Source organism: Caulobacter mirabilis, assembly GCF_002749615.1.
GTDB lineage: Bacteria > Pseudomonadota > Alphaproteobacteria > Caulobacterales > Caulobacteraceae > Caulobacter > Caulobacter mirabilis.
Window position 1 is genome coordinate 2048439 of record NZ_CP024201.1, and the last position, 18133, is coordinate 2066571.

At 69.7% G+C, this 18133-nt stretch carries 22 protein-coding genes; 14 read left to right on the plus strand and 8 right to left on the minus strand.

Going from position 1 to position 18133, the window contains the following annotated elements; all coding sequences use genetic code 11:
• Nucleotides 1-24: 24 nt before the first annotated feature.
• On the minus strand, nucleotides 25-690 hold the full coding sequence (locus CSW64_RS10065; RefSeq protein ID WP_099621983.1) for a uracil-DNA glycosylase: 666 nt from the start codon (nucleotides 688-690) through the stop codon (nucleotides 25-27).
• On the minus strand, nucleotides 680-1279 hold the full coding sequence (locus CSW64_RS10070; protein ID WP_099621984.1) for a LabA-like NYN domain-containing protein: 600 nt from the start codon (nucleotides 1277-1279) through the stop codon (nucleotides 680-682). The genes CSW64_RS10065 and CSW64_RS10070 overlap by 11 nt, the downstream gene beginning before the upstream one ends.
• Nucleotides 1280-1291: 12 nt before the next feature.
• Between CSW64_RS10070 and folK the strand changes: the two genes are divergently transcribed.
• Entirely contained in the window at nucleotides 1292-1810 is a 519-nt protein-coding gene (gene folK / locus CSW64_RS10075) for a 2-amino-4-hydroxy-6-hydroxymethyldihydropteridine diphosphokinase (RefSeq protein WP_245863884.1), read from the plus strand.
• Nucleotides 1811-1968: 158 nt separating this feature from the next.
• Here the strand turns inward: folK and CSW64_RS10080 are convergent, their stop codons facing one another.
• Entirely contained in the window at nucleotides 1969-3018 is a 1050-nt protein-coding gene (locus CSW64_RS10080) for an AraC family transcriptional regulator (protein WP_099621985.1), read from the minus strand.
• Between the two features lie 67 nt (nucleotides 3019-3085).
• Between CSW64_RS10080 and CSW64_RS10085 the strand changes: the two genes are divergently transcribed.
• The 5 genes from CSW64_RS10085 to CSW64_RS10105 all read left to right on the plus strand — a co-directional run bounded on the left by CSW64_RS10085 (nucleotide 3086) and on the right by CSW64_RS10105 (nucleotide 8425).
• Nucleotides 3086-3916 carry a DUF2306 domain-containing protein gene (locus tag CSW64_RS10085; RefSeq protein ID WP_172448508.1) on the plus strand — a complete coding sequence of 277 codons (831 nt, stop codon included), beginning with the start codon at nucleotides 3086-3088 and terminating at the stop codon, nucleotides 3914-3916.
• 125 nt (nucleotides 3917-4041) lie between these two features.
• Complete coding sequence (rpoZ, locus tag CSW64_RS10090; RefSeq protein WP_099621987.1) at nucleotides 4042-4401, plus strand: DNA-directed RNA polymerase subunit omega; 360 nt, start codon at nucleotides 4042-4044, stop codon at nucleotides 4399-4401.
• A 92-nt stretch (nucleotides 4402-4493) separates the two neighbouring features.
• Nucleotides 4494-6692: a RelA/SpoT family protein gene (locus CSW64_RS10095; RefSeq protein ID WP_099624197.1), complete on the plus strand. Its 2199-nt coding sequence runs from the start codon at nucleotides 4494-4496 to the stop codon at nucleotides 6690-6692.
• Nucleotides 6693-6944: 252 nt separating this feature from the next.
• Nucleotides 6945-7835 carry an alpha/beta hydrolase gene (locus CSW64_RS10100; protein WP_099621988.1) on the plus strand — a complete coding sequence of 297 codons (891 nt, stop codon included), beginning with the start codon at nucleotides 6945-6947 and terminating at the stop codon, nucleotides 7833-7835.
• Nucleotides 7832-8425: a TetR/AcrR family transcriptional regulator gene (locus tag CSW64_RS10105; RefSeq protein ID WP_099621989.1), complete on the plus strand. Its 594-nt coding sequence runs from the start codon at nucleotides 7832-7834 to the stop codon at nucleotides 8423-8425. Before CSW64_RS10100 ends, CSW64_RS10105 begins: the two co-directional genes overlap by 4 nt.
• Before the next feature lie 68 nt (nucleotides 8426-8493).
• On the opposite strand, the gene CSW64_RS10110 is transcribed toward CSW64_RS10105, so the two are convergent.
• Both CSW64_RS10110 and rnk read right to left on the minus strand, forming a co-directional pair.
• A complete protein-coding gene (locus tag CSW64_RS10110) occupies nucleotides 8494-8913 on the minus strand; it encodes an NUDIX domain-containing protein (protein WP_099621990.1) in 420 nt (139 codons plus the stop codon).
• A gap of 19 nt (nucleotides 8914-8932) precedes the next feature.
• Nucleotides 8933-9337, minus strand: a complete 405-nt coding sequence (gene rnk, locus CSW64_RS10115; protein ID WP_099621991.1) for a nucleoside diphosphate kinase regulator — start codon at nucleotides 9335-9337, stop codon at nucleotides 8933-8935.
• 303 nt (nucleotides 9338-9640) lie between these two features.
• On the opposite strand from rnk, the gene pyrE reads away from it, so the two are divergent.
• The 7 genes from pyrE (at nucleotide 9641) to rnc (ending at nucleotide 14551) form a co-directional block, all read left to right on the plus strand.
• Nucleotides 9641-10222: an orotate phosphoribosyltransferase gene (gene pyrE / locus CSW64_RS10120; protein WP_099621992.1), complete on the plus strand. Its 582-nt coding sequence runs from the start codon at nucleotides 9641-9643 to the stop codon at nucleotides 10220-10222.
• A gap of 34 nt (nucleotides 10223-10256) precedes the next feature.
• The gene (locus CSW64_RS10125; protein ID WP_099621993.1) at nucleotides 10257-11021 is read left to right on the plus strand and encodes a pyridoxine 5'-phosphate synthase; all 765 of its coding nucleotides are present in this window, start codon (nucleotides 10257-10259) and stop codon (nucleotides 11019-11021) included.
• Nucleotides 11018-11440, plus strand: coding sequence for a holo-ACP synthase (gene acpS / locus CSW64_RS10130; RefSeq protein WP_099621994.1), 423 nt, complete (start codon nucleotides 11018-11020; stop codon nucleotides 11438-11440). The genes CSW64_RS10125 and acpS overlap by 4 nt, the downstream gene beginning before the upstream one ends.
• Before the next feature lie 25 nt (nucleotides 11441-11465).
• Nucleotides 11466-12167: a signal peptidase I gene (lepB, locus tag CSW64_RS10135; RefSeq protein WP_172448509.1), complete on the plus strand. Its 702-nt coding sequence runs from the start codon at nucleotides 11466-11468 to the stop codon at nucleotides 12165-12167.
• Nucleotides 12164-12922, plus strand: coding sequence for a signal peptidase I (gene lepB / locus CSW64_RS10140; protein WP_099621996.1), 759 nt, complete (start codon nucleotides 12164-12166; stop codon nucleotides 12920-12922). Before lepB (CSW64_RS10135) ends, lepB (CSW64_RS10140) begins: the two co-directional genes overlap by 4 nt.
• A 139-nt stretch (nucleotides 12923-13061) precedes the next feature.
• On the plus strand, nucleotides 13062-13850 hold the full coding sequence (lepB, locus tag CSW64_RS10145; RefSeq protein ID WP_099621997.1) for a signal peptidase I: 789 nt from the start codon (nucleotides 13062-13064) through the stop codon (nucleotides 13848-13850).
• Nucleotides 13847-14551 carry a ribonuclease III gene (gene rnc / locus CSW64_RS10150; RefSeq protein WP_099621998.1) on the plus strand — a complete coding sequence of 235 codons (705 nt, stop codon included), beginning with the start codon at nucleotides 13847-13849 and terminating at the stop codon, nucleotides 14549-14551. Before lepB (CSW64_RS10145) ends, rnc begins: the two co-directional genes overlap by 4 nt.
• Here rnc and map read toward each other — a convergent pair.
• Both map and CSW64_RS10160 read right to left on the minus strand, forming a co-directional pair.
• Nucleotides 14548-15318 carry a type I methionyl aminopeptidase gene (gene map, locus CSW64_RS10155; RefSeq protein WP_099621999.1) on the minus strand — a complete coding sequence of 257 codons (771 nt, stop codon included), beginning with the start codon at nucleotides 15316-15318 and terminating at the stop codon, nucleotides 14548-14550. The two genes, rnc and map, sit on opposite strands and share 4 nt — an antisense overlap.
• Entirely contained in the window at nucleotides 15315-15530 is a 216-nt protein-coding gene (locus CSW64_RS10160) for a ParD-like family protein (RefSeq protein ID WP_099622000.1), read from the minus strand. The genes map and CSW64_RS10160 overlap by 4 nt, the downstream gene beginning before the upstream one ends.
• Nucleotides 15531-15673: 143 nt before the next feature.
• Here CSW64_RS10160 and CSW64_RS10165 point away from each other — a divergent pair, with 143 nt between their 5' ends.
• Nucleotides 15674-16444 carry a class I SAM-dependent methyltransferase gene (locus tag CSW64_RS10165; protein WP_099622001.1) on the plus strand — a complete coding sequence of 257 codons (771 nt, stop codon included), beginning with the start codon at nucleotides 15674-15676 and terminating at the stop codon, nucleotides 16442-16444.
• Nucleotides 16445-16462: 18 nt separating this feature from the next.
• Here CSW64_RS10165 and CSW64_RS10170 read toward each other — a convergent pair whose 3' ends face one another.
• Nucleotides 16463-18082, minus strand: a complete 1620-nt coding sequence (locus tag CSW64_RS10170) for an NAD(P)/FAD-dependent oxidoreductase (protein ID WP_099622002.1) — start codon at nucleotides 18080-18082, stop codon at nucleotides 16463-16465.
• Between the last annotated feature and the right edge of the window lie 51 nt (nucleotides 18083-18133).

The window sequence follows — 18133 nt, forward strand, 5'->3', positions numbered from 1 at the left end:
CGCCGCTCCTGACATGACTTCCCCCTATTTCAGCAGCGCCTTGGCCCGCTGGAAGATCTCCTCGAACATCGGCGCGGTCAGGCGGCCTGTGTTCGTGTTCAGCCGCGAGCAGTGATAGCTGTTGATGATCGTATAGGGGCCGGCCTGGAACTGCGAGCCGTGGCCGGGCTGGCCGATCGAGGCCTTCAGCCCCATCGCCCGCAGCACGCTGCGCCGCGCCACGTCGCCCAGGGTGACGATGACCTGCAGCCTGTCCAGTTCCGCCAGCTTGGCGGTGAAGAAGGGGCCGCAGTTCTTCTCCTCGGAGGTCTCCGGCTTGTTCTGCGGCGGGGCGCAGCGGACCACGTTGGTGATCGTGCAGTCGATCAGCCGCAGGTCGTCGTCGCCGTTCGGATCGTAGCGGCCGGCCGCGAAGCCGGTCTTGCGCAGGGTGTCGTAGAGCAGCCAGCCGGCGTGGTCGCCGGTGAACGGCCGTCCGGTGCGGTTGGCTCCCGTGCGGCCCGGCGCCAGGCCGGCGATCATCAGCCGCGCGGCCGGGTCGCCGAACGAGGGGGCGGGGCCGTTCCACCAGTCCGGGTTCTGGCGGGCGTTCTCGGCCCGGTATTCGACCAGGCGCGGGCACAGCGGACAGTCGCGAGCGGGCTCGGCCCGACTGGATCCCGCGATGGCGAGCGGGATGTCAAAGTTCATCGTCGGCGTCCAGTTCGGCGCGGGTGCGGGTCTCGGCGATGCGCGGCTGATGCACGCGTTGCGGCCGGCCGATGATGTCGCCCAGGTCGGCCAGGTCGACGAAGCTGTCGCACTGGCGGCGCAGGTCGTCGCTGCACATCGGCGGCTGGGATTTCACGGTCGAGACCACGGTGACGCGGACGCCCTTGCGCTGGATCGCCTCGACCAGGGGGCGGAAGTCGCCGTCGCCCGAGAACAGCACCAGATGGTCGGCCTTGGCCGAGATCTCCATCATGTCGACGGCGATCTCCATGTCCATGTCGCCGCGCCAGCGCTTGCGGCCCTGGGCGTCGGTGAACTCCTTGGCCGGCTTGGTCACCACCGAGAAGCCGTTGTAGTCGAGCCAGTCGACCAGGGGGCGGATCGGCGAGAAGTCGTCGCCGTTCTCGACCAGGGCGGTGTAGTAGTAGGCGCGGATCAGCACCCCGCGCTTGCGGAACTCGTCCAGCAGCTTCTTGTAGTCGATGTCGAACCCCAGGGCCTTGGCCTGGGAGTAGAGGTTGGCCCCATCGATGAACAGGGCGAGCCTGTCGGTCGGGTAAAAGGTCAAGATTTCAAATCCTTGAGTAAAAATTCTCAATTCAAAACAGACGAATCCGTCGTCATCGCCCTGGGGAGCAACCTAGCGGGACCCTACGGCTCGTGCGAGGCCCTGCTGGAGGCGGCCCTGGCGGCGTTTCCGGCGCGTGGCCTGACGGTGATCGCGCGGTCTGGCTGGTGGCGGTCGGCGGCCTGGCCCGACCCGACGGCGCCGGCCTTCGTCAATGGCGTGGTCCTGGCGGAGACCCGGTCGGGGCCGGCGGAGGCCCTGGCGATTCTGCACGCGCTCGAACGCGACTTCGGCCGGGTCAGAAGCGAGACCAACGCCGCCCGGACACTCGATCTGGACCTGATCGCCCACGGCCGCGCGGTGCTCGCGGGGCCGGGGCTGGTTCTGCCGCATCCGCGGGCGCATGAGCGGCTGTTCGTGATGGGGCCGCTAGCGCAGGTCGCGCCGGAGTGGCGGCACCCGACATTGAGCGAGACGGCGGCCGATCTCGCCGCGCGCGCGACGGTCGGAGCGGACGCGACGCCGCTGTAGCGGCATGCTCATTCGCTTCCGCCGACTTCATCCTCCATCCGGTCGTCCCGGCGAAGGCCGGGATCCAGGTCGCAAGGCCGCGCCGCGAAATCACGCCCCGCCGAGCTTGGATCCGGGGCCCGGCCTTCGCCGGGATGACCGGGATGGCGTCGGCCGCTCTAGCGGTCCTTCCGCGCCGTCGGGCTGGCGCCGGTCCAGCGCTTGTAGGCGCGGGAGAAGGCGCTGGGGTCCGAGAAGCCGAGCAGATAGGCCGTCTCGTTCACCGACAACCGCTCGCTGTCCAGGTAGCCGTCGGCCAGGGCGCAGCGCAGGTCGTCGACGATGGCGTCGAAACCTGTCCCCTCGGCCTTCAGGCGGCGATAGAGGGTCTGGCGGCTCATGCCCAGCCGGACGGCGATCTCGGCCATGGCGGCCTCGCCCATATGCAGGCGGGGGGCGAGCAGGGCCTCGACCCGGCCGCGGACGGTCCGTTCGCGTCCCAGCCGCTCCAGCAGGGCGTCGGCCCGGTCGTTGAAGATGCCGAACACATAGCGGTTCGGGGCGTGGGTCCTCATCGCCAGCCAGGCCTCGTCGATCCGCATGGCGTTGCGGCCGATCCCGAACCGCGTCGGCGCGCGGAGGATGCGGTCGTAGGCCTCGGCGTGAGGCGGGCGGGCGTGGGCGACCTCGATGGCCTTCACGAACGAGATATCTTCGCCGAAATGCCGCGCCACCTCGCAGACGAACCGCCCGAAGGCGAGTTCGGTCAGTTCGGGGAAGCTTGCCGGGTCAGGCCGCTGGTCGACCAGCCACAGGTCGGCGCCCTGGCGCGCCAGCTTGAAACGCTCGCCGTCGCCGCCGGCCTCGGTGACCAGCCGCTGATAGCGGTTCAGCTGCCGCAGGCCTTCGCCCATGGTCTCGGCGGCCTGGCAGATCAGGCCGACCAGGGAGAAGGCCTCGAACCGGCTGGCCGCACAGAACTCCAGCACCAGGGCCGGCGCATCGCAGAGCGCCTTGGCCGTCCGGATCAGGGCCAGGAACCGGTCGAGGGGCAGGCGGCCGTCCTGGTCGGCCAGGTCTTCGGCGGCCAGGCCTGCGCCGGCCGTCAGCGCCTCCGCCGACGCGCCACGCGAGACCGCATAGTCGAACAGCGCCCGGCCATAGCCCGCCGAGACCGTCGGCGCGGTCGGGGTGATCGTCTGGGTCAGGTTTCTGGTCTCGGCGGTCATGGCCCGTCGCCGACGCCTCCCGGAGATTGCCGCCGGGACGCGTCGCATAGCTGCAGGGTCGTTGTTGATGGAACTGGCGTCGGAAACAAGCAAGCGCGCCGTGCTCGCGGGGCGGGCGGACGGCGTGCTGAACCTGGCCGTGAGGCTGTGGTGGCTGGTCTCGGCGGCCGGGCTCTGGCTGTTCGCGGTCTATATCGCCGGCCTCTACGGCCTGGGCGTGGTGGGCGGCGACATGGACCGCTGGAACCGGGTGCTGCCGGACGGGCACGGTTACGTTCGCGGCGACGCGGCCGGCAACGCCGTGCTGGGCGTGCATCTGCTGATGGCGCTGATCGTCACCGTCGGCGGGGTGCTGCAGCTGGTTCCTTGGCTGCGGCGCGTCGCGCCGGGGGTGCACCGCTGGAACGGCCGCCTGTTCCTCAGCGTCGGCATGGTCGCGGCGGTCACGGGCGTCTTCATCGCCCTGTCGCGCGGCGCGGTGGCCGGAAACTGGATGACCGCCGGCAACATCCTGAACGCGACCCTGATCCTGGTCTGTGGAGCCCAGGCCTGGCGCCATGCCGCGGCGAAGCGGTTCGCGGTCCACCGCCGCTGGGCCCTGCGCGCTTTCGTGCTGATCAACGCCGTCTGGTTCTACCGGCTGGGCATGATGGCCTGGTTCGCGATCCACCAGGGGCCGGTCGGCCATACGGACGCCTTCGACGGTCCGTTCGACATCTTTCTGGCCTTCGGACATGTGCTGGTCCCGCTGGGCGGCGTCGAGCTGTATCTGGCCGCCCGCGACCGGGGCGGGGAGGGGGCGCGGCTGGCGATGGCGGTCGGCGTGCTGGCGGGCGCGCTCGTCATGGGGCTGGGAGTCGCCGCCGCCGCGCTGGGTCTCTGGCTGCCACGCCTCTGAGGGGGCTCCGAACGGCTCCTTTCGCGTGCGACACAGTTGAACACGCGCGCTGAGCCCTTGCGGCGTTGCACAATGGGGCGCAAAACTCTATGTAGCCCGGTTCCTAGACACTCCCGAGAGACTCCATGGCCCGCGTCACCGTCGAAGATTGCGTCGAGAAGGTCCCCAACCGCTTCGGCCTCGTGCTGTTCGCGGCCCATCGCGCCCGCGCCATCTCGGCCGGCTCCGCCCTGCTCGTCGATCGCGACAACGACAAGAACCCGGTCGTGGCCCTGCGTGAGATCGCCGACGACGTCGTCGACAACGAAGGCCTCAAGGAAAGCCTGATCGGCACCCTGCAGCGCGTGGATGAGCGGACCGAGGCCGAGGAAGAGGCCGAAACCGTCGCCCTGCTGCAGGATCCGTCCCACCAGCAGATGAGCGAAGCGGAGCTGATCCGCGCCCTGCAGAGCGACCGCGACGGCGGTCAGGAGGAGCGGTACTGAGTCCGGAAGGATCAGAACCCCTTGTGATTGAGGCGGCCGAGGCCGCCCCGCCCCAGAGCGCGCCTGATTCCGGCAAGGCTGGAGAGGCGCCTCTGCCGCCCGCGGCCAAGGCCGCGGCGCGGCCCAAGTTCCTTCGCCAGTACGAACTGATCGAGCGCGTCCGGGCCTACGACCCCAGCGCCGACGAGGAACTGCTCAACCGCGCCTATGTCTATGCGGTGCGGATGCACGGGGCCCAGACCCGGGCCTCGGGCGATCCCTATTTCGCGCATCCGATCGAAGTCGCCGGCATCCTGACCGAGTATCGGCTGGACACCGCCTCGATCGTCACCGCCCTGCTGCACGACATCATCGAGGACACCTCCGTCACCCGCGAGGAGATCGCGGACCTGTTCGGCGAGGAGGTGGCCGAGCTGGTCGAGGGCGTGACCAAGCTATCCAAGCTGGAGCTCGCGGCCGAACATACGCGCCAGGCCGAGAACCTGCGCAAGTTCATCCTGGCCATCTCCAAGGACGTCCGCGTCCTGATGGTCAAGCTGGCCGACCGCCTGCACAACATGCGGACGCTGGGCTTCATCTCCAAGCCGGCCAAGCGCGAGCGGATCGCGCGCGAGACGCTGGACATCTACGCCCCGCTGGCGCGCAACATCGGCTGCCACCGCATCTGCACAGAGCTGGAAGAGCTTGCGTTCGAGCACTTGAACCCGGTCGCCCGGCACGCCCTGCAGCGCCGCCTGGAGGCGATGCGGGCCGACCAGGGCCAGGCCGTCGAACAGGTCAGCGGCGAGATCACCCGCCTGCTCGAGGCCGAGAACATCCCGGCCCGGGTGTTCGGCCGCGAGAAGCATCCGTTCTCGATCTGGCGGAAGCTCCAGCGCAAGTCGATCGGCTTCTCCCAGATGTCGGACATCTACGCCTTCCGCGTGATCGTCGACAGCGAGGAGGACTGCTACCGGGCGCTGGGCCTGATCCACCGCCACTGGCCCTGCGTGCCCGAGCGGTTCAAGGACTTCATCTCCACGCCCAAGCGGAACAACTACCGCTCGCTGCACACCACGGTGATCGGGCCCAAGGGCATGCGGATCGAGATGCAGATCCGCACCGAACTGATGGACCGCATCGCCGAGGACGGCGTGGCGGCCCACTGGCGCTACAAGAACCAGTCCTACGGCTTCGACCGCGAGGCGATGGAGGCCGACGGCGGCCGCGATCCGCTGGCCAACCTGCGCCAGCTGGTCCAGGTGCTGGAACACGGCGGCGACGCCGAGGATCTGGTCGAACACGCCAAGATGGAGATGTTCCTCGACCAGGTGTTCGTCTTCACCCCGAAGGGCAAGCTGATCAGCCTGCCGCGCGGGGCGATGCCGCTGGACTTCGCCTATGCGGTCCACACCAACGTCGGGGACACCACGGTCGGGGCCAAGATCAACGGCGAGCTGAAGCCGCTGCGCAGCCAGCTGCAGAACGGCGACGTGGTCGAGATCATCCGCGGGCCCAAGCCGGCCGTGCCGCCGGACTGGCGGTCGCTGACCATCACCGGCCGCGCCCGGTCCGCCATCCGTCGCCATATCCGCCAGTCCGAGAAGGAGGAGTTCCTTCGCGTCGGCGTCTCGGCCATGGACCAGGCCTTCGTCCGGGTCGGCAAGACCCGTTCGGGCGTGCTGCTGAAACCGGCGCTGGAACGGTTCGCCGTGCCGACCGAGGACGAGCTGTTCGACGCCATCGGCCGGGGGCGGATCACGCCCGCCGACGTGCTGGAGGTGCTGTTCCCCGGCCTGGGCGAGTCGGAGAAGGCCGCCGTCACGGCGCGCCGCCGGATCGAGAACGGCAAGGAGGCGCGGCTCTACGTCACCGGCGACCTGGCGTCCGGAACCTCGCTGCACTTCGGTCCGTGCTGCAACCCGCTGCCCGGCGACCGCATCGTCGGCATCAGCGTCGGGCCCAAGACCGTCGACGTCCATACGATCGACTGTCCGACGCTGGAAAAGTACGACGACCGCCAGGACCTGTGGCGCGACCTGCACTGGACGCTGGACGCCGAGCGCAACACCGTCTCGCGCACCCGGCTGCGGGCGACCATCCTCAATGCCCCGGGGGTGCTGGGCGAGGTCTGCACGGTGATCGGCGACGCAGGCGGCAACATCGTCAACCTGCGCATGCACCATCGCCAGGACGACCGCTTTGACGTCGACTTCGACCTCGACGTGAAGGACGCCAAGCACGCCACCAACATCGTCGCCGCCCTGCGCGCCAACCCGTCGGTCGAGACGGTCGAGCGGGCGAAGGGCTAGGAGCGGATCCCCTCATCCGATCGTCCCGGCGAAGGCCGGGAGCCGGATGCAAGCTCGGCAGGGAGAGGTTTCGCCGTAAGGCGCAGCCCTGCGACCTGGGTCCCGGCCTTCGCCGGGATGCCTCACCTGAAGGACAGCCCTGGAGGCTCCGCCATTCCGGCCATAAGGCCATCTGCCGTCGGCATCCCGTCTTGACCGTCGCCGCAATTTACGATGCAATTCTGTATCGTTATTTGTGTCGGAGTGGGCGGCATGGCCGGTCGCAGGCGGGTCTCCTTCTGGTCGAACGGCGCCGAGTGCATCGGCTATGTCTATGGCGAAGGCGTCGGGCCGTGCCTGGTCATGGCGCACGGTTTCGGCGGGACGCAGGAAGGTTCGCTGGCCCGCAACGCCGCGGACTTCGCCGCTGGCGGGCTGACCGTCCTGACCTTCGACTATCGGGGCTTCGGCGAGAGCGGCGGCGAGCCCCGGCAGGTGGTCGATCTTTCGGCGCAGAGGCAGGACTGGCAGGCCGCCATCGCCTTCGCCCGCGGGTTGCCCGCCGTCGATCCTGACCGCGTCGCGCTATGGGGCAGCTCGCTCGGCGGCGGCCACGTCCTGGCGGTCGCGGCGGAGGACCCGCGTCTGGCCGCCGTGGTGGCGCAGGTTCCGTTCAACGGCTTTCCCAAGGCTGTCGAGGGGCGCGACCGGGCCGAGACCTGGCGGCTGTTGCGGGCGGCGCTGGCCGACTGGATCGGCAGTCGGCTCGGTCGGCCGCCGATCTACGTCAAGGCGGTCGGCGAGCCGGGCGAACTGGCGGTGATGGCGACGAGGGAGGCGGCCCGGACCGTGGCCTTGATGGACAACCCTACCTGGCGCAACCAGGTGACGCCGCGGGCCCTGCTCGACATGCTCGTCTACCGGCCGGGGCGTCGCGCCCGCCGCCTGGCCATGCCGGTGCTGCTGTCCCTGGCCGAGCGTGACCGCGAGACGCCCGCGGAACTGGCCCGGCCGATCGCGTTGCGGGCCCCGTTCGGCGAGCTGCGCCGGTATCCCTGCACCCATTTCCAGTTCTACGACGAGGCGGTGCGGCCCACCGTCTTCGGCGACCAGCTGAGCTTCCTGCGCGCGCATCTGCTGGGCTTTCCGGGTCTGGCGCATTGAGCGGCGGGCGTGGACGGCCGCGCAGCGCCGCGGCCGATACGGCGATCCTGGAGGCCGCCGTCGCGCTGTTCGCCGAGCAGGGGGTCGAAGGCGCGAGCATCGACCAGATCGCGCGGCGCGCCGGGGTGACGCGGGCCACCCTCTATCGGCGTTGGGCGACCAAGGAGGCTCTGCTGGTCGAGGCGATCGGTCGCCTCCGCGAAGGCGGCGACGAACGCGTCGAGGACTGGGGCGACGTCGATGCGGACGCCTTCGTCGCGCTGATGACCGACAGCGTGCCGGACATTCTGGGGCGGCCGGACCTGGCCAGGCTGACCGCGCGGCTGCTGGGCGCCGCGCGCAGTCATCCGGAGCTGCTGGAGGCCTACTGGTCCGGCTACCTGGCGCCGCGTCGCGCGGCCTTCATCCGCTCGCTGGAGGCGATGAAGACGGCGGGGCGGCTGGCGGCCGACGTCGATCCGGAGGTGTTCCTGGACATGGTCTCCGGCGCGCTGCTGTACCGGCTGCTGGTCCGGCCCGACCCGTTCCCGCCGGAGGCGCGCCGCGCCTACTGCCTGGCGCTGCTGCGGACGGCGGGGCTGAAGGTCTGACCCGAAAAGCCGTCATCCTCGCGCTCGTCGCGAGAATGACGGAGTAGGGGCGGCGGCGGGCGCCCGTCTTAGCTCTTCAAACCCTTCAGCGCCGCCAGCGCGGCCTTCGTCGCGTCGGTCAGCGGCTCCGGCAGGGCGTCCAGCGGGAACCACGCGACGCCGCCCATCTTGTCCGGCTCCAGCAGCGCCGCCTCGCCGACGGCGTCTTCCACGAGATAGGTCGGCGCGACCCAGTGCATGCCGTCGCCCTTGTCGATGGTCTCGGCGATGCACAGCAGGCGGTCGGGCGTGATGGTCAGTCCGACCTCCTCGGCGATCTCGCGGGCCACGGCGGCGCGGAGGCCTTCGCCCCAGTCGATCTTGCCGCCGGGCAGGCCCCAGTGATCGGCCTCGGGCTGGCGCAGCCGCTTGACCAGCAGCAGGCGGCCGTCCCGCAGGATGGCCGCGCCGCAGGCGGCGCCGGGGCGCTTGGATTCGCTGTCGCTCATGGGAGGGCTCATAGGCCGGTCAGTCGTCCAGCCCAAGCATCTGGATGCGCCGCTCTTCGCCGGCGGCGTCCAGCCAGGCGAAGACCTGTTCCTCCGGCAGGCCGATCAGGGCCGCGCCGATGGGCGACAGGATCGAGATGCGGCCATGGTCCATGTCGGCGTCGCCGGGCATCACCACCTGCACCTGGCGCTCACGGCCGGTGATCAGGTCGCGGTAGCGGACCCTGGAGCCGATCCGGACGACGCGGGCCGGCATGTCGTCCTCGGCGCAGATCTGGGCGCGGGCGATCTCCTCGGCCAGCAGGGCGGCGCCCGGCGCGGTCGGGAGGACGCTCTCGGGCAGCAGGTCGATCAGCCGCTCCAGGTCGGCGGTGCTGATGAATACGGCGGGGCGGGCCGCGGTCGCGGCTTGGGGGGCGGTCATGGGGAAGCTCCTCGGCCTTCGCGGCCGGAATGCGGGATTCGTGTGTCAGGCAGACACGGGTCAGGCGACATGGGTCAGGCAGGCGAGCGGCCCCGGGCCGGTCGCGACGCGCGCGATCAGGCCCGGGGACAGCCGCCTTCGACGAGGCGTCCCGCGTGATGAGCTCGACGATGGAAGGTCGCGCGTGGGTTCATGACCCGCTCAAGGTGGGACGCCCCGCGTCGGAAGTCAAAGCCCGACCGTGATGCCGATCGTATCGCAGCGCCTAGCCGAGGTCGGCGGACCCGGCTATCTACGCGGGCCATGAACACCCAAGACGTCCTCGAAGAATTCCGGGCTTCCGGCGCCCTGCGCGAAGGCCATTTCGTCCTGTCCAGCGGGCTGCACAGCCCGGTCTTCCTGCAGAAGAACCTGGTCTTCGCCCAGCCCGACCGTTGCGAGCGCCTGTGCAAGGCGCTGGCGGAGAAGATCGTCGCCCAGGTCGGCAAGCCCGACGTGGCGATCAGCCCGGCCGTCGGCGGGATCATCCCGGGCTACGAGACCGCCCGTCACCTGGGCGTGCAGTCCTTCTACGTCGAGCGCGAGGGCGGGGCCTTCAAGCTGCGTCGCGGGTTCCACATCGAGCCGGGCCAGACGGTGGTCATGGTCGAGGACATCGTCACCACGGGCCTCAGTTCGCGCGAATGCATCGAGGCCATCCGCGCCGCGGGCGGCGAGGTGATCGCCGCGGCCTGCATCGTCGACCGCTCCGGCGGCAAGGCCGACGTCGGCGTGCCGCTGATCGCGCTGGCCTCCATGGAGGTCCCGGCCTACGAGGCCGACAAGCTGCCGCCGGAACTGGCCGCCATTCCGGTTCAGGACCCGGGTAGCCGCCGGCTGCGCTGAGCCCTATCTTCGCGGTGTTGAAGGAAGGCCGCGCATGAACCGTCTCCGTCTCGGCGTGAACATCGACCACGTGGCGACCATCCGGAACGCCCGCGGCGCCAGCTATCCGGAGCCGGATCGCGCGGCCGAGCTGGCCCTGGCGGCCGGGGCGGACGGGATCACGGCCCACCTGCGCGAGGATCGGCGGCACATCTCCGACGCCGACATCGACATCCTGGCCGGCCTCTGCCGCAAGCGCGGCAAGCCGCTGAACTTCGAGATGGCGGTGACCGATGAAATGATCGGCATCGCCCTGCGCCATCATCCGCACGCCGCCTGCCTGGTGCCCGAGCGGCGCGAGGAGGTCACCACCGAGGGCGGACTGAACGTCGTCGGCGGCCACAACCACATCGCCCCGGCGGTGAAGCGGCTGCGCGACGCGGGCTCGCGCGTGTCGCTGTTCATCGAGGCCGATCCTCGGCAGATCCGCACCAGCGCCGAGATCGGCGCCCAGGTGGTCGAGCTGCACACCGGCGCCTATTGCGACGCCGCCCGGGCGGGCGAGACGGAGCGGGCGGAGGCCATCCTGCATCGCCTGCGCGAGGGCGCGGCCCTGGCCGGCTCGCTCGGGCTGGAGGTCCACGCCGGCCACGGCATCGACTACGCCACCGTCGCCCCGATCGCCGCCATCCCGCAGATCGTCGAGCTGAACATCGGCCACTTCCTGATCGGCGAGGCCATCTTCATCGGCCTGACCGGCGCGATCGAGCGCATGCGCCGGCTGATGGACGCCGCCAGATCGAGCGAGCAGGCCGCGTGATCATCGGCATCGGCTCGGACCTGTCGGACATCCGTCGCATCGAGAAGACGCTCGAGCGGTTCGGCGACCGCTTCGTCAACCGCACCTTCACGTCCGTCGAGCGCGACCGGTCCGAGCGCAAGGTCAACGCCCAGGGCGGCCGCGCGGCCAGCTATGCCAAACGGTTCGCGGCCAAGGAGGCCTGCGCCAAGGCGCTCGGGACCGGCGTGCCGCGTCGCGGCGTGCACTGGGCCGACATGGGCGTGGTCAACCTGCGCAGCGGCAAGCCGACCATGGCCCTGACCGGCGGCGCCGCCGAGCGTCTGGCCGAGATCACCCCGCCCGGGATGGTCCCGGTGATCCATCTGTCGCTGACCGACGATCACCCCTACGCTCAGGCCTTCGTCATCATCGAGGCGATTCCGGCGACGGAAGACTGAGATGATGCGGGGGCGGACGGTTACCATGGGGCTGGCGGGTGTCGTTGTTGTGGTCGGCATCGCGGCCGCGACGGTGGGCGTGGTGAACGCGAGCCGCAGTTACAGCTACGGCGGAACGGCCATGCTGCCCACCATGGCGCCTGGGGATGTCTTCTACGTGGAGCCGCTTGATGAAGTGCGTCGCGGCGATTTCGTGACCTTCCGGGCGCCAAGCGCCGATGTGCTGATGGCGATGCGAGTTATCGGCCTGCCAGGCGACCGGATCCGGTTGGAGGATGGAAGGCTGACGGTGAGCGGCCAAGCGGCTCAGCAAGTGGGGGAAGGCGAAGGTCCCAGGAGTGTCTGTGCCGATAGCGGCCGGCCGCCACGACGTATTCGTGAGACTCTGCCCGGGGGCGCTTCCTACCTCACTTACGATTGCGGCCCACGCGATCTCGACAACATGGCCGAGTTGATTGTGCCGTCAGGGCGCTACTTCCTGCTCGGGGACAATCGGGACAATGCCTTGGATAGTCGACCTCCCGAGGCCGAAGGCGGCTTCGGCTTCGTGCCGTCCGGCAATCTGGTAGGTCTTGTGCGTTCGGGGCGGCCGCCGATCTTCAAGCGGATGATGCGCTCGTTCTCACGGAATGAAGCCGATTTAACGCGCGAACAAACTGCGGCTATCGTAGCGTCGCCGGGGCAGGGGCCCACGCAGATCACGACCAAGGAAGGCGCGCCTAAATGAATCAGGCCGACAAGCCGAATGGCGCGCGGGAGGAAACCGTCGAGACGATCAAGTCGCTCGGCGTGATCCTGCTGATCGTGCTGGTGCTGCGGATCTTCCTGTTCCAGCCCTTCACCATCCCGTCCAGCTCAATGAAGCCCAATCTGCTGATCGGCGACTACATCGTGGTCAGCAAGTTCAGCTACGGCTTCAGCCGGCATTCGATCCCGTTCAGCCCGCCGCTGTTCAAGGGGCGCATCTTCGGCAGCGCGCCCAAGCGCGGCGACGTGGTGGTGTTCAAGACCCCGGCCAACAACCGCACCGATCTGATCAAGCGCGTCGTCGGCCTGCCGGGCGACAGCATCCAGGTCACCGACGGCGTGCTGTCGATCAACGGCAAGGCGCTGCCGCGCGTGGCCGACGGCCAGGGCAATCCCGACGCCTGCGCCAACGGCGCGACCCCGACCCGGTTCATCGAGACCAACCCGATCGGCAAGCGCTACGAGACCTACGACTGCGGTCCCGACGGCGCGCTCGACAATACGCCGGTCTATGTCGTGCCCGAGGGGCACTACTTCATGATGGGCGACAACCGCGACAACTCGGCCGACAGCCGGGTGCCGCCGGAGGTGGGCGGCGTGGGCTTCGTCCCGGCCGAGAACCTGGTCGGCAAGGCGCAGATCATCCTGGCCTCCTGGGAGAACGTGTCGCTGTTCAAGCCCTGGACCTGGTTCCTGAACCTGCGCGGCGACCGTTTCGTGCACCCGATCAAATAGCCGGACGCCGCGCCGCCTTCGCGTCTTGAGGCCGTGGCGGCGGCGCGGACGCTTGCCCCTGCCGTGCGGTCGGACTAACCAGACCCCGACCAAGGCGGGTCGATGTCCCGCGTATCCCTGAAGAAAGTCGCTCGCGAGCATGACCACCGCCGCCCCGTCGTCCGAAAGCGATAGCCGCGAGCCGAAGAAGAACGGCGCGGTCCAGGAGACGGTCGAGATCGTCAAGACCGTCTTCTATGCGCTGCTGATCGCGCTGGTGCTGCGGGTGTTCCTGTTCCAGCCGTTCACGATCCCGTCGGCCTCGATGGAGCCGAACCTGCTGCAGGGCGACTACATCATCGTCACCAAGTTCAGCTACGGCTACAGCCGCCACTCGGTCCCGTTCAGCCCGCCGCTGTTCAAGGGGCGGCTGTTCGAGCGCGCTCCGCAGCGCGGCGACATCGTGGTCTTCAAGCTGCCGAGCGACGAGAAGATCGACTACATCAAGCGCCTGATCGGCGTGCCGGGCGACCGGGTGCAGGTCCGTGGCGGCGTGGTCTACGTCAACGGCCAGATGCTGACCCGCGTCGCCGAAGGCCTCGGCGTCGCCGGCGACTGCCCGACCGGCGCCACGCCGCAACGCTTCGCCGAGACCAACACCGTCGGCCGCACCTACATGACCTACGATTGTGGTCCAGGCGACGTGGACGACACCGGCGTCTTCGTGGTGCCCGAGGGCCACTACTTCTTCATGGGCGACAACCGCGACAACTCGCTGGACAGCCGGGTGCCGCCGGAGCAGGGCGGCGTCGGCTTCGTGCCGGCGGAGAACCTGGTCGGCCGGGCGCACATCATCCTGCTGAGCTGGAACGCCGAGGCCGCGCTGTTCAAGCCCTGGACCTGGTTCCTGGACGCCCGTCCGAGCCGGTTCTTCAACGTGCTGAAATGACCGGCGACCGGCGACAGCAGGCGGTCGCGGACCTTGAGCGCCGCATCGGCCACGTCTTCGCCGACCGCGACCTGTTCGAGCGGGCCCTGACCCATTCGAGCGTCGGCGACGGCGCCCGCAAGGTGCGCCACAACGAGCGGCTGGAGTTTCTCGGCGACCGGGTGCTGAACCTGCTGGCCGCCGAGCGGCTGCTGGCGCTGGATCCGGAAGCCAAGGAAGGCGTGCTCTCGCCGCGCCTGGCCGCTCTGGTCAACGGCAAGGCCTGCGCCCGCGTCGCGCGTCGGATCGGTCTGGCCCCGGCGCTGCGCCTGTCCGGCTCGGCCAGCAAGATCGGCGCGCGCGACTCCGACGGCGTCCTGGGCGACGCCACCGAGGCCCTGATCGCGGCCATCTACATCGACGCCGGACTGGAGATCGCCCGGGCCTTCTTCGTCGACGCCTGGAAGGAAGAGTTCGCCGATCCGGCCTCGCCGCGCGGCAAGGATCCGAAGACCCAGCTCCAGGAATGGGCGCAGGGCCGCGGCCTGCCGCTGCCGAAGTACGAAGTGGTCTCGCGCACCGGCCCCGACCATGCGCCGAACTTCAACGTCTCGGTCATTGTCCAGGGATTCCCGCCCGAGATCGGCGAGGGCAAGTCCCGCCAGGAGGCCGAGAAGTCGGCCGCCCTGGAGATGCTGCTGAAGCGGGAAGGGCGGGGCTAGGCCGCCGCCCGCTTTTCCTCCGGCCGCAGCGTCAGCACCCGTACGCCGTCGCGGGTGACCGCCACCGTATGCTCGAACTGCGCCGACAGCTTGCCGTCGGTGGTGACCACGGTCCAGCCGTCGTCCTCGGTGCGCACCGTCCGGCGGCCCTCGTTCAGCATCGGTTCGATGGTGAAGGTCATGCCTTCGCGCAGCCGCATCCCCGTTCCCGGCTTGCCGTAGTGCAGCACCTGCGGCGCCTCGTGCATCTCACGCCCGATGCCGTGACCGCAGTAGTCGTGGACGACGGAGTAGCCGGCCCGCTTGGCGTGCCGTTCGATGGCGTGACCGATATCGCCCAGCGTCGCCCCCGGCCGTACGGCGCGGATGCCTTTCCACATCGCCTCGTAGGTCGTTCGCACCAGCCGCTGGGCCGGCGCCGCGACCTGGCCGATGAGGTAGGTCTTGCTGGAGTCGGCGATGAATCCGTTCTTTTCCAGGGTGATGTCCAGGTTGACGATGTCGCCGTCCTCCAGGAACTCGTCGTTCGACGGCACGCCGTGGCAGACCACGTCGTTGCGCGAGCAGTTCAGAACGAACGCGTAGTCGTACTGCCCCTTGCTGGCCGGCCGGGCGCCCAGGTCGTCGACGATGTAGGCCTCGACCAGGTCATTGACCGCCATGGTGCTCATGCCGGCGAGCGGTTGCCTGTCCAGGTAGGTGAAGACAGAGGCGAGCAGCCGCCCGGACTCCGCCATCAGTTCGATCTCGGCCGGGGTCTTGGTCATGCCGCGTCGGCCCTTGGATCGTCGAACGTCTCGACCCCCGCCGCCTTCAGCTCGCGCGCCATCAGCGCCTGGAAGCTCACGCCCGGGTTCAGCTCGCACAGCATTCCCAGGCGGATCCAGAACGCCGCCTGGCCATTGATCGACCGGCAGGACGCCTTGCTGGCCCGCCGCAGCTGTTCGTGCAGTTCGTCCTCGATGTTGACGATGCCCATCGGTTGGCCTCGGTGTATATGAAACAGATATATTTCATATATCCCCATGGCTCGGAGCCGGCAAGTCGCTGCGGGAGCCGGGCCGCGGCCGCTTTCGCCGAGCGACGGTCTGCGGGATGATGCGGCCGCATCGGGGAGCGACGATGACCTTCAACCGCGCGGACTTCTACGACGCCGAGCTGCGGCGGCACGATGAGCCCTTCTACGCCGCCCTCGGGATCGGTTCGGGGGATCGCGTGCTGGATATCGGCTGCGGCGCGGGGAAGACCACGCGCGATGCGGCGCGCATGGCCGGGGAGGGCGGCGCCCTTGGGGTCGACGTGTCGGAGGAGATGCTCCGGGTCGCCCGGCTGCGCAGCATTCAGGAAGGCCTGGGCAACGTCTCGTTCGAGCTGGCGGACGCTCAGGTCGCGCCGTTCCCGGCGGGCGGTTTCGACCTCTGCATCAGCCGTTTCGGCGTGATGTTCTTCGCCGAGCCCGACGTCGCCTTCGCCAACATCGCCCGGGCGATGCGTCCCGGCGCTCGGCTGGTCATGCTGGTCTGGCAGGACCGCGACCGCAACGAATGGGCGACCGCCATCCGCGACGCGCTGGCCCCGGGCGAACCGCCTCCCAGCGGCGGGCCGGCGTTCTCGCTCGCCGACCGCATGGGGACGAGCGGCGTGCTCACGGAGGCGGGGTTCGCCTCGATCGACTTCGCCGATGTCCATGAGCCGGTGTTCTACGGTCCGGACGCGGATGCGGCTTACGACGCCGTGGTCGAGCTGTTCGCGGGCAGGGATATCCTCACCGATCCAACCCCGGAGGCCGGCCGGACGCGCGAGCGCTTGCGAAGCCTGGTGGAGGCGCATTCGACGTCCGACGGCGTGTTGTTCGATTCCCGGGCGTGGCTCGTGACGGCCCGTAGGGCGTGAAATCTCGGACGGCGGATCCTATTCGACCAGGCTCGCCGCCACCGCCTCCGCCACCTTGATGCCGTCGACGGCCGCCGAGAGGATGCCGCCGGCGTAGCCGCAGCCTTCGCCGGCCGGGAACAGGCCGCGGGTGTTCAGGCTCTGGAAGTCCTTGCCGCGGGTGAAGCGCACCGGCGCCGAGGTCCGGGTCTCGACCCCGGTCAGGAAGGCGTCGGGGTCGTCGTAGCGGGGGATCTGGCGACCGAAGACGGGCAGGGCCTCGCGCAGGGCGGCGATGGCGTAGTCGGGCAGGGCGGCCGACAGGTCCGTCGGGGTGACGCCCGGCCGGTAGGAGGGGACCACCTCGCCGATGGCCGTCGAGGCGCGGCCGGCCAGGAAGTCGCCGACCCGCTGGCCCGGCGCGAAGTAGCTCCCGCCGCCCAGCACGAAGGCCCGGCTCTCCAGGTCGCGCTGCAGTTCGATTCCCGCCAGCGGGTGGTCGCTGGGATAGTCAGCCGGGGTGATCCCGACGACGATGCCGGAGTTGGCGTTCCGCTCGTTGCGCGAATACTGGCTCATGCCGTTGGTGACGACGCGGCCTTCCTCGGAGGTCGCCGCGACCACCGTGCCGCCCGGGCACATGCAGAAGCTGTAGACGGTCCGGCCGTTGGAGCAATGGTGCGACAGGGCGTAGGCCGCCGCGCCCAGGTCCGGATGTCCGGCGCAGTCGCCGAAGCGGGCCCGGTCGATCCAGCCCTGCGGGTGCTCGATGCGGAAGCCGATCGAGAAGGGCTTGGCCTCGACGTACACGCCGCGCGCCTGCAACGCCGCGAAGGTGTCGCGCGAGGAGTGGCCGATGGCGAAGACGGCGTGGTCGGTCTCCAGGAACGACCCGTCCTCCAGGTGCAGGCCGCGTAGCCGGCCCTGGCCGTCGGCGCCGCGCTCGATCTCGACGTCGGCGACGCGCGTGGACCAGCGGTATTCGCCGCCCAGGGATTCGATCTTGGCCCGGATGGCCTCGGCCATGCTGACCAGCCGGAAGGTGCCGATGTGCGGGTGGGCCTCGGTCAGGATGTCGTCCGGCGCGCCCGCGGCGACGAACTCGGTCAGCACCTTGCGGGTGAGGAAGCGCGGATCCTTGATCTGGCTGTAGAGCTTGCCGTCCGAGAAGGTGCCGGCGCCGCCCTCGCCGAACTGGACGTTGGACTCGGGATGCAGCCGGCCCCTGCGCCACAGATCCCAGGTGTCCTTGGTCCGCTCGCGCACGACCTTGCCGCGGTCGAGGATGATCGGGCGGAACCCCATCTCGGCCAGCAGCAGGCCTGTGAACATGCCACAGGGGCCTGCGCCGATGACGACGGGCCTCGGGCCTCGCCGGTCGGCCGGAGCGCGGACCGGATGCCGGTATGACGTGTCCGGCGTCGGCTGCACCCGCGGGTCGCCGGCCAGCCGCTTCAGCGTCGCGGCCTCGTCGGCCAGTTCGACGTCGACCGTGTAGACCAGCAGGATCGCCGACTTCTTCCGCGCGTCGTTGGCCCGCCGCCAGACCTTCCAGGACTTGATCTCGTCCTCGCGCACGCCCAGCCGCTCGGCGATCGCCGTCGGCAGGGCCTCGGCCGGGTGGTCCAGGGGAAGCTTCAGTTCGGTCAGGCGTAGCATCGGCGCCGTTTAGCGCCTCTCGCGCCGATGCGCACGCGGTTCGCGAAGTCC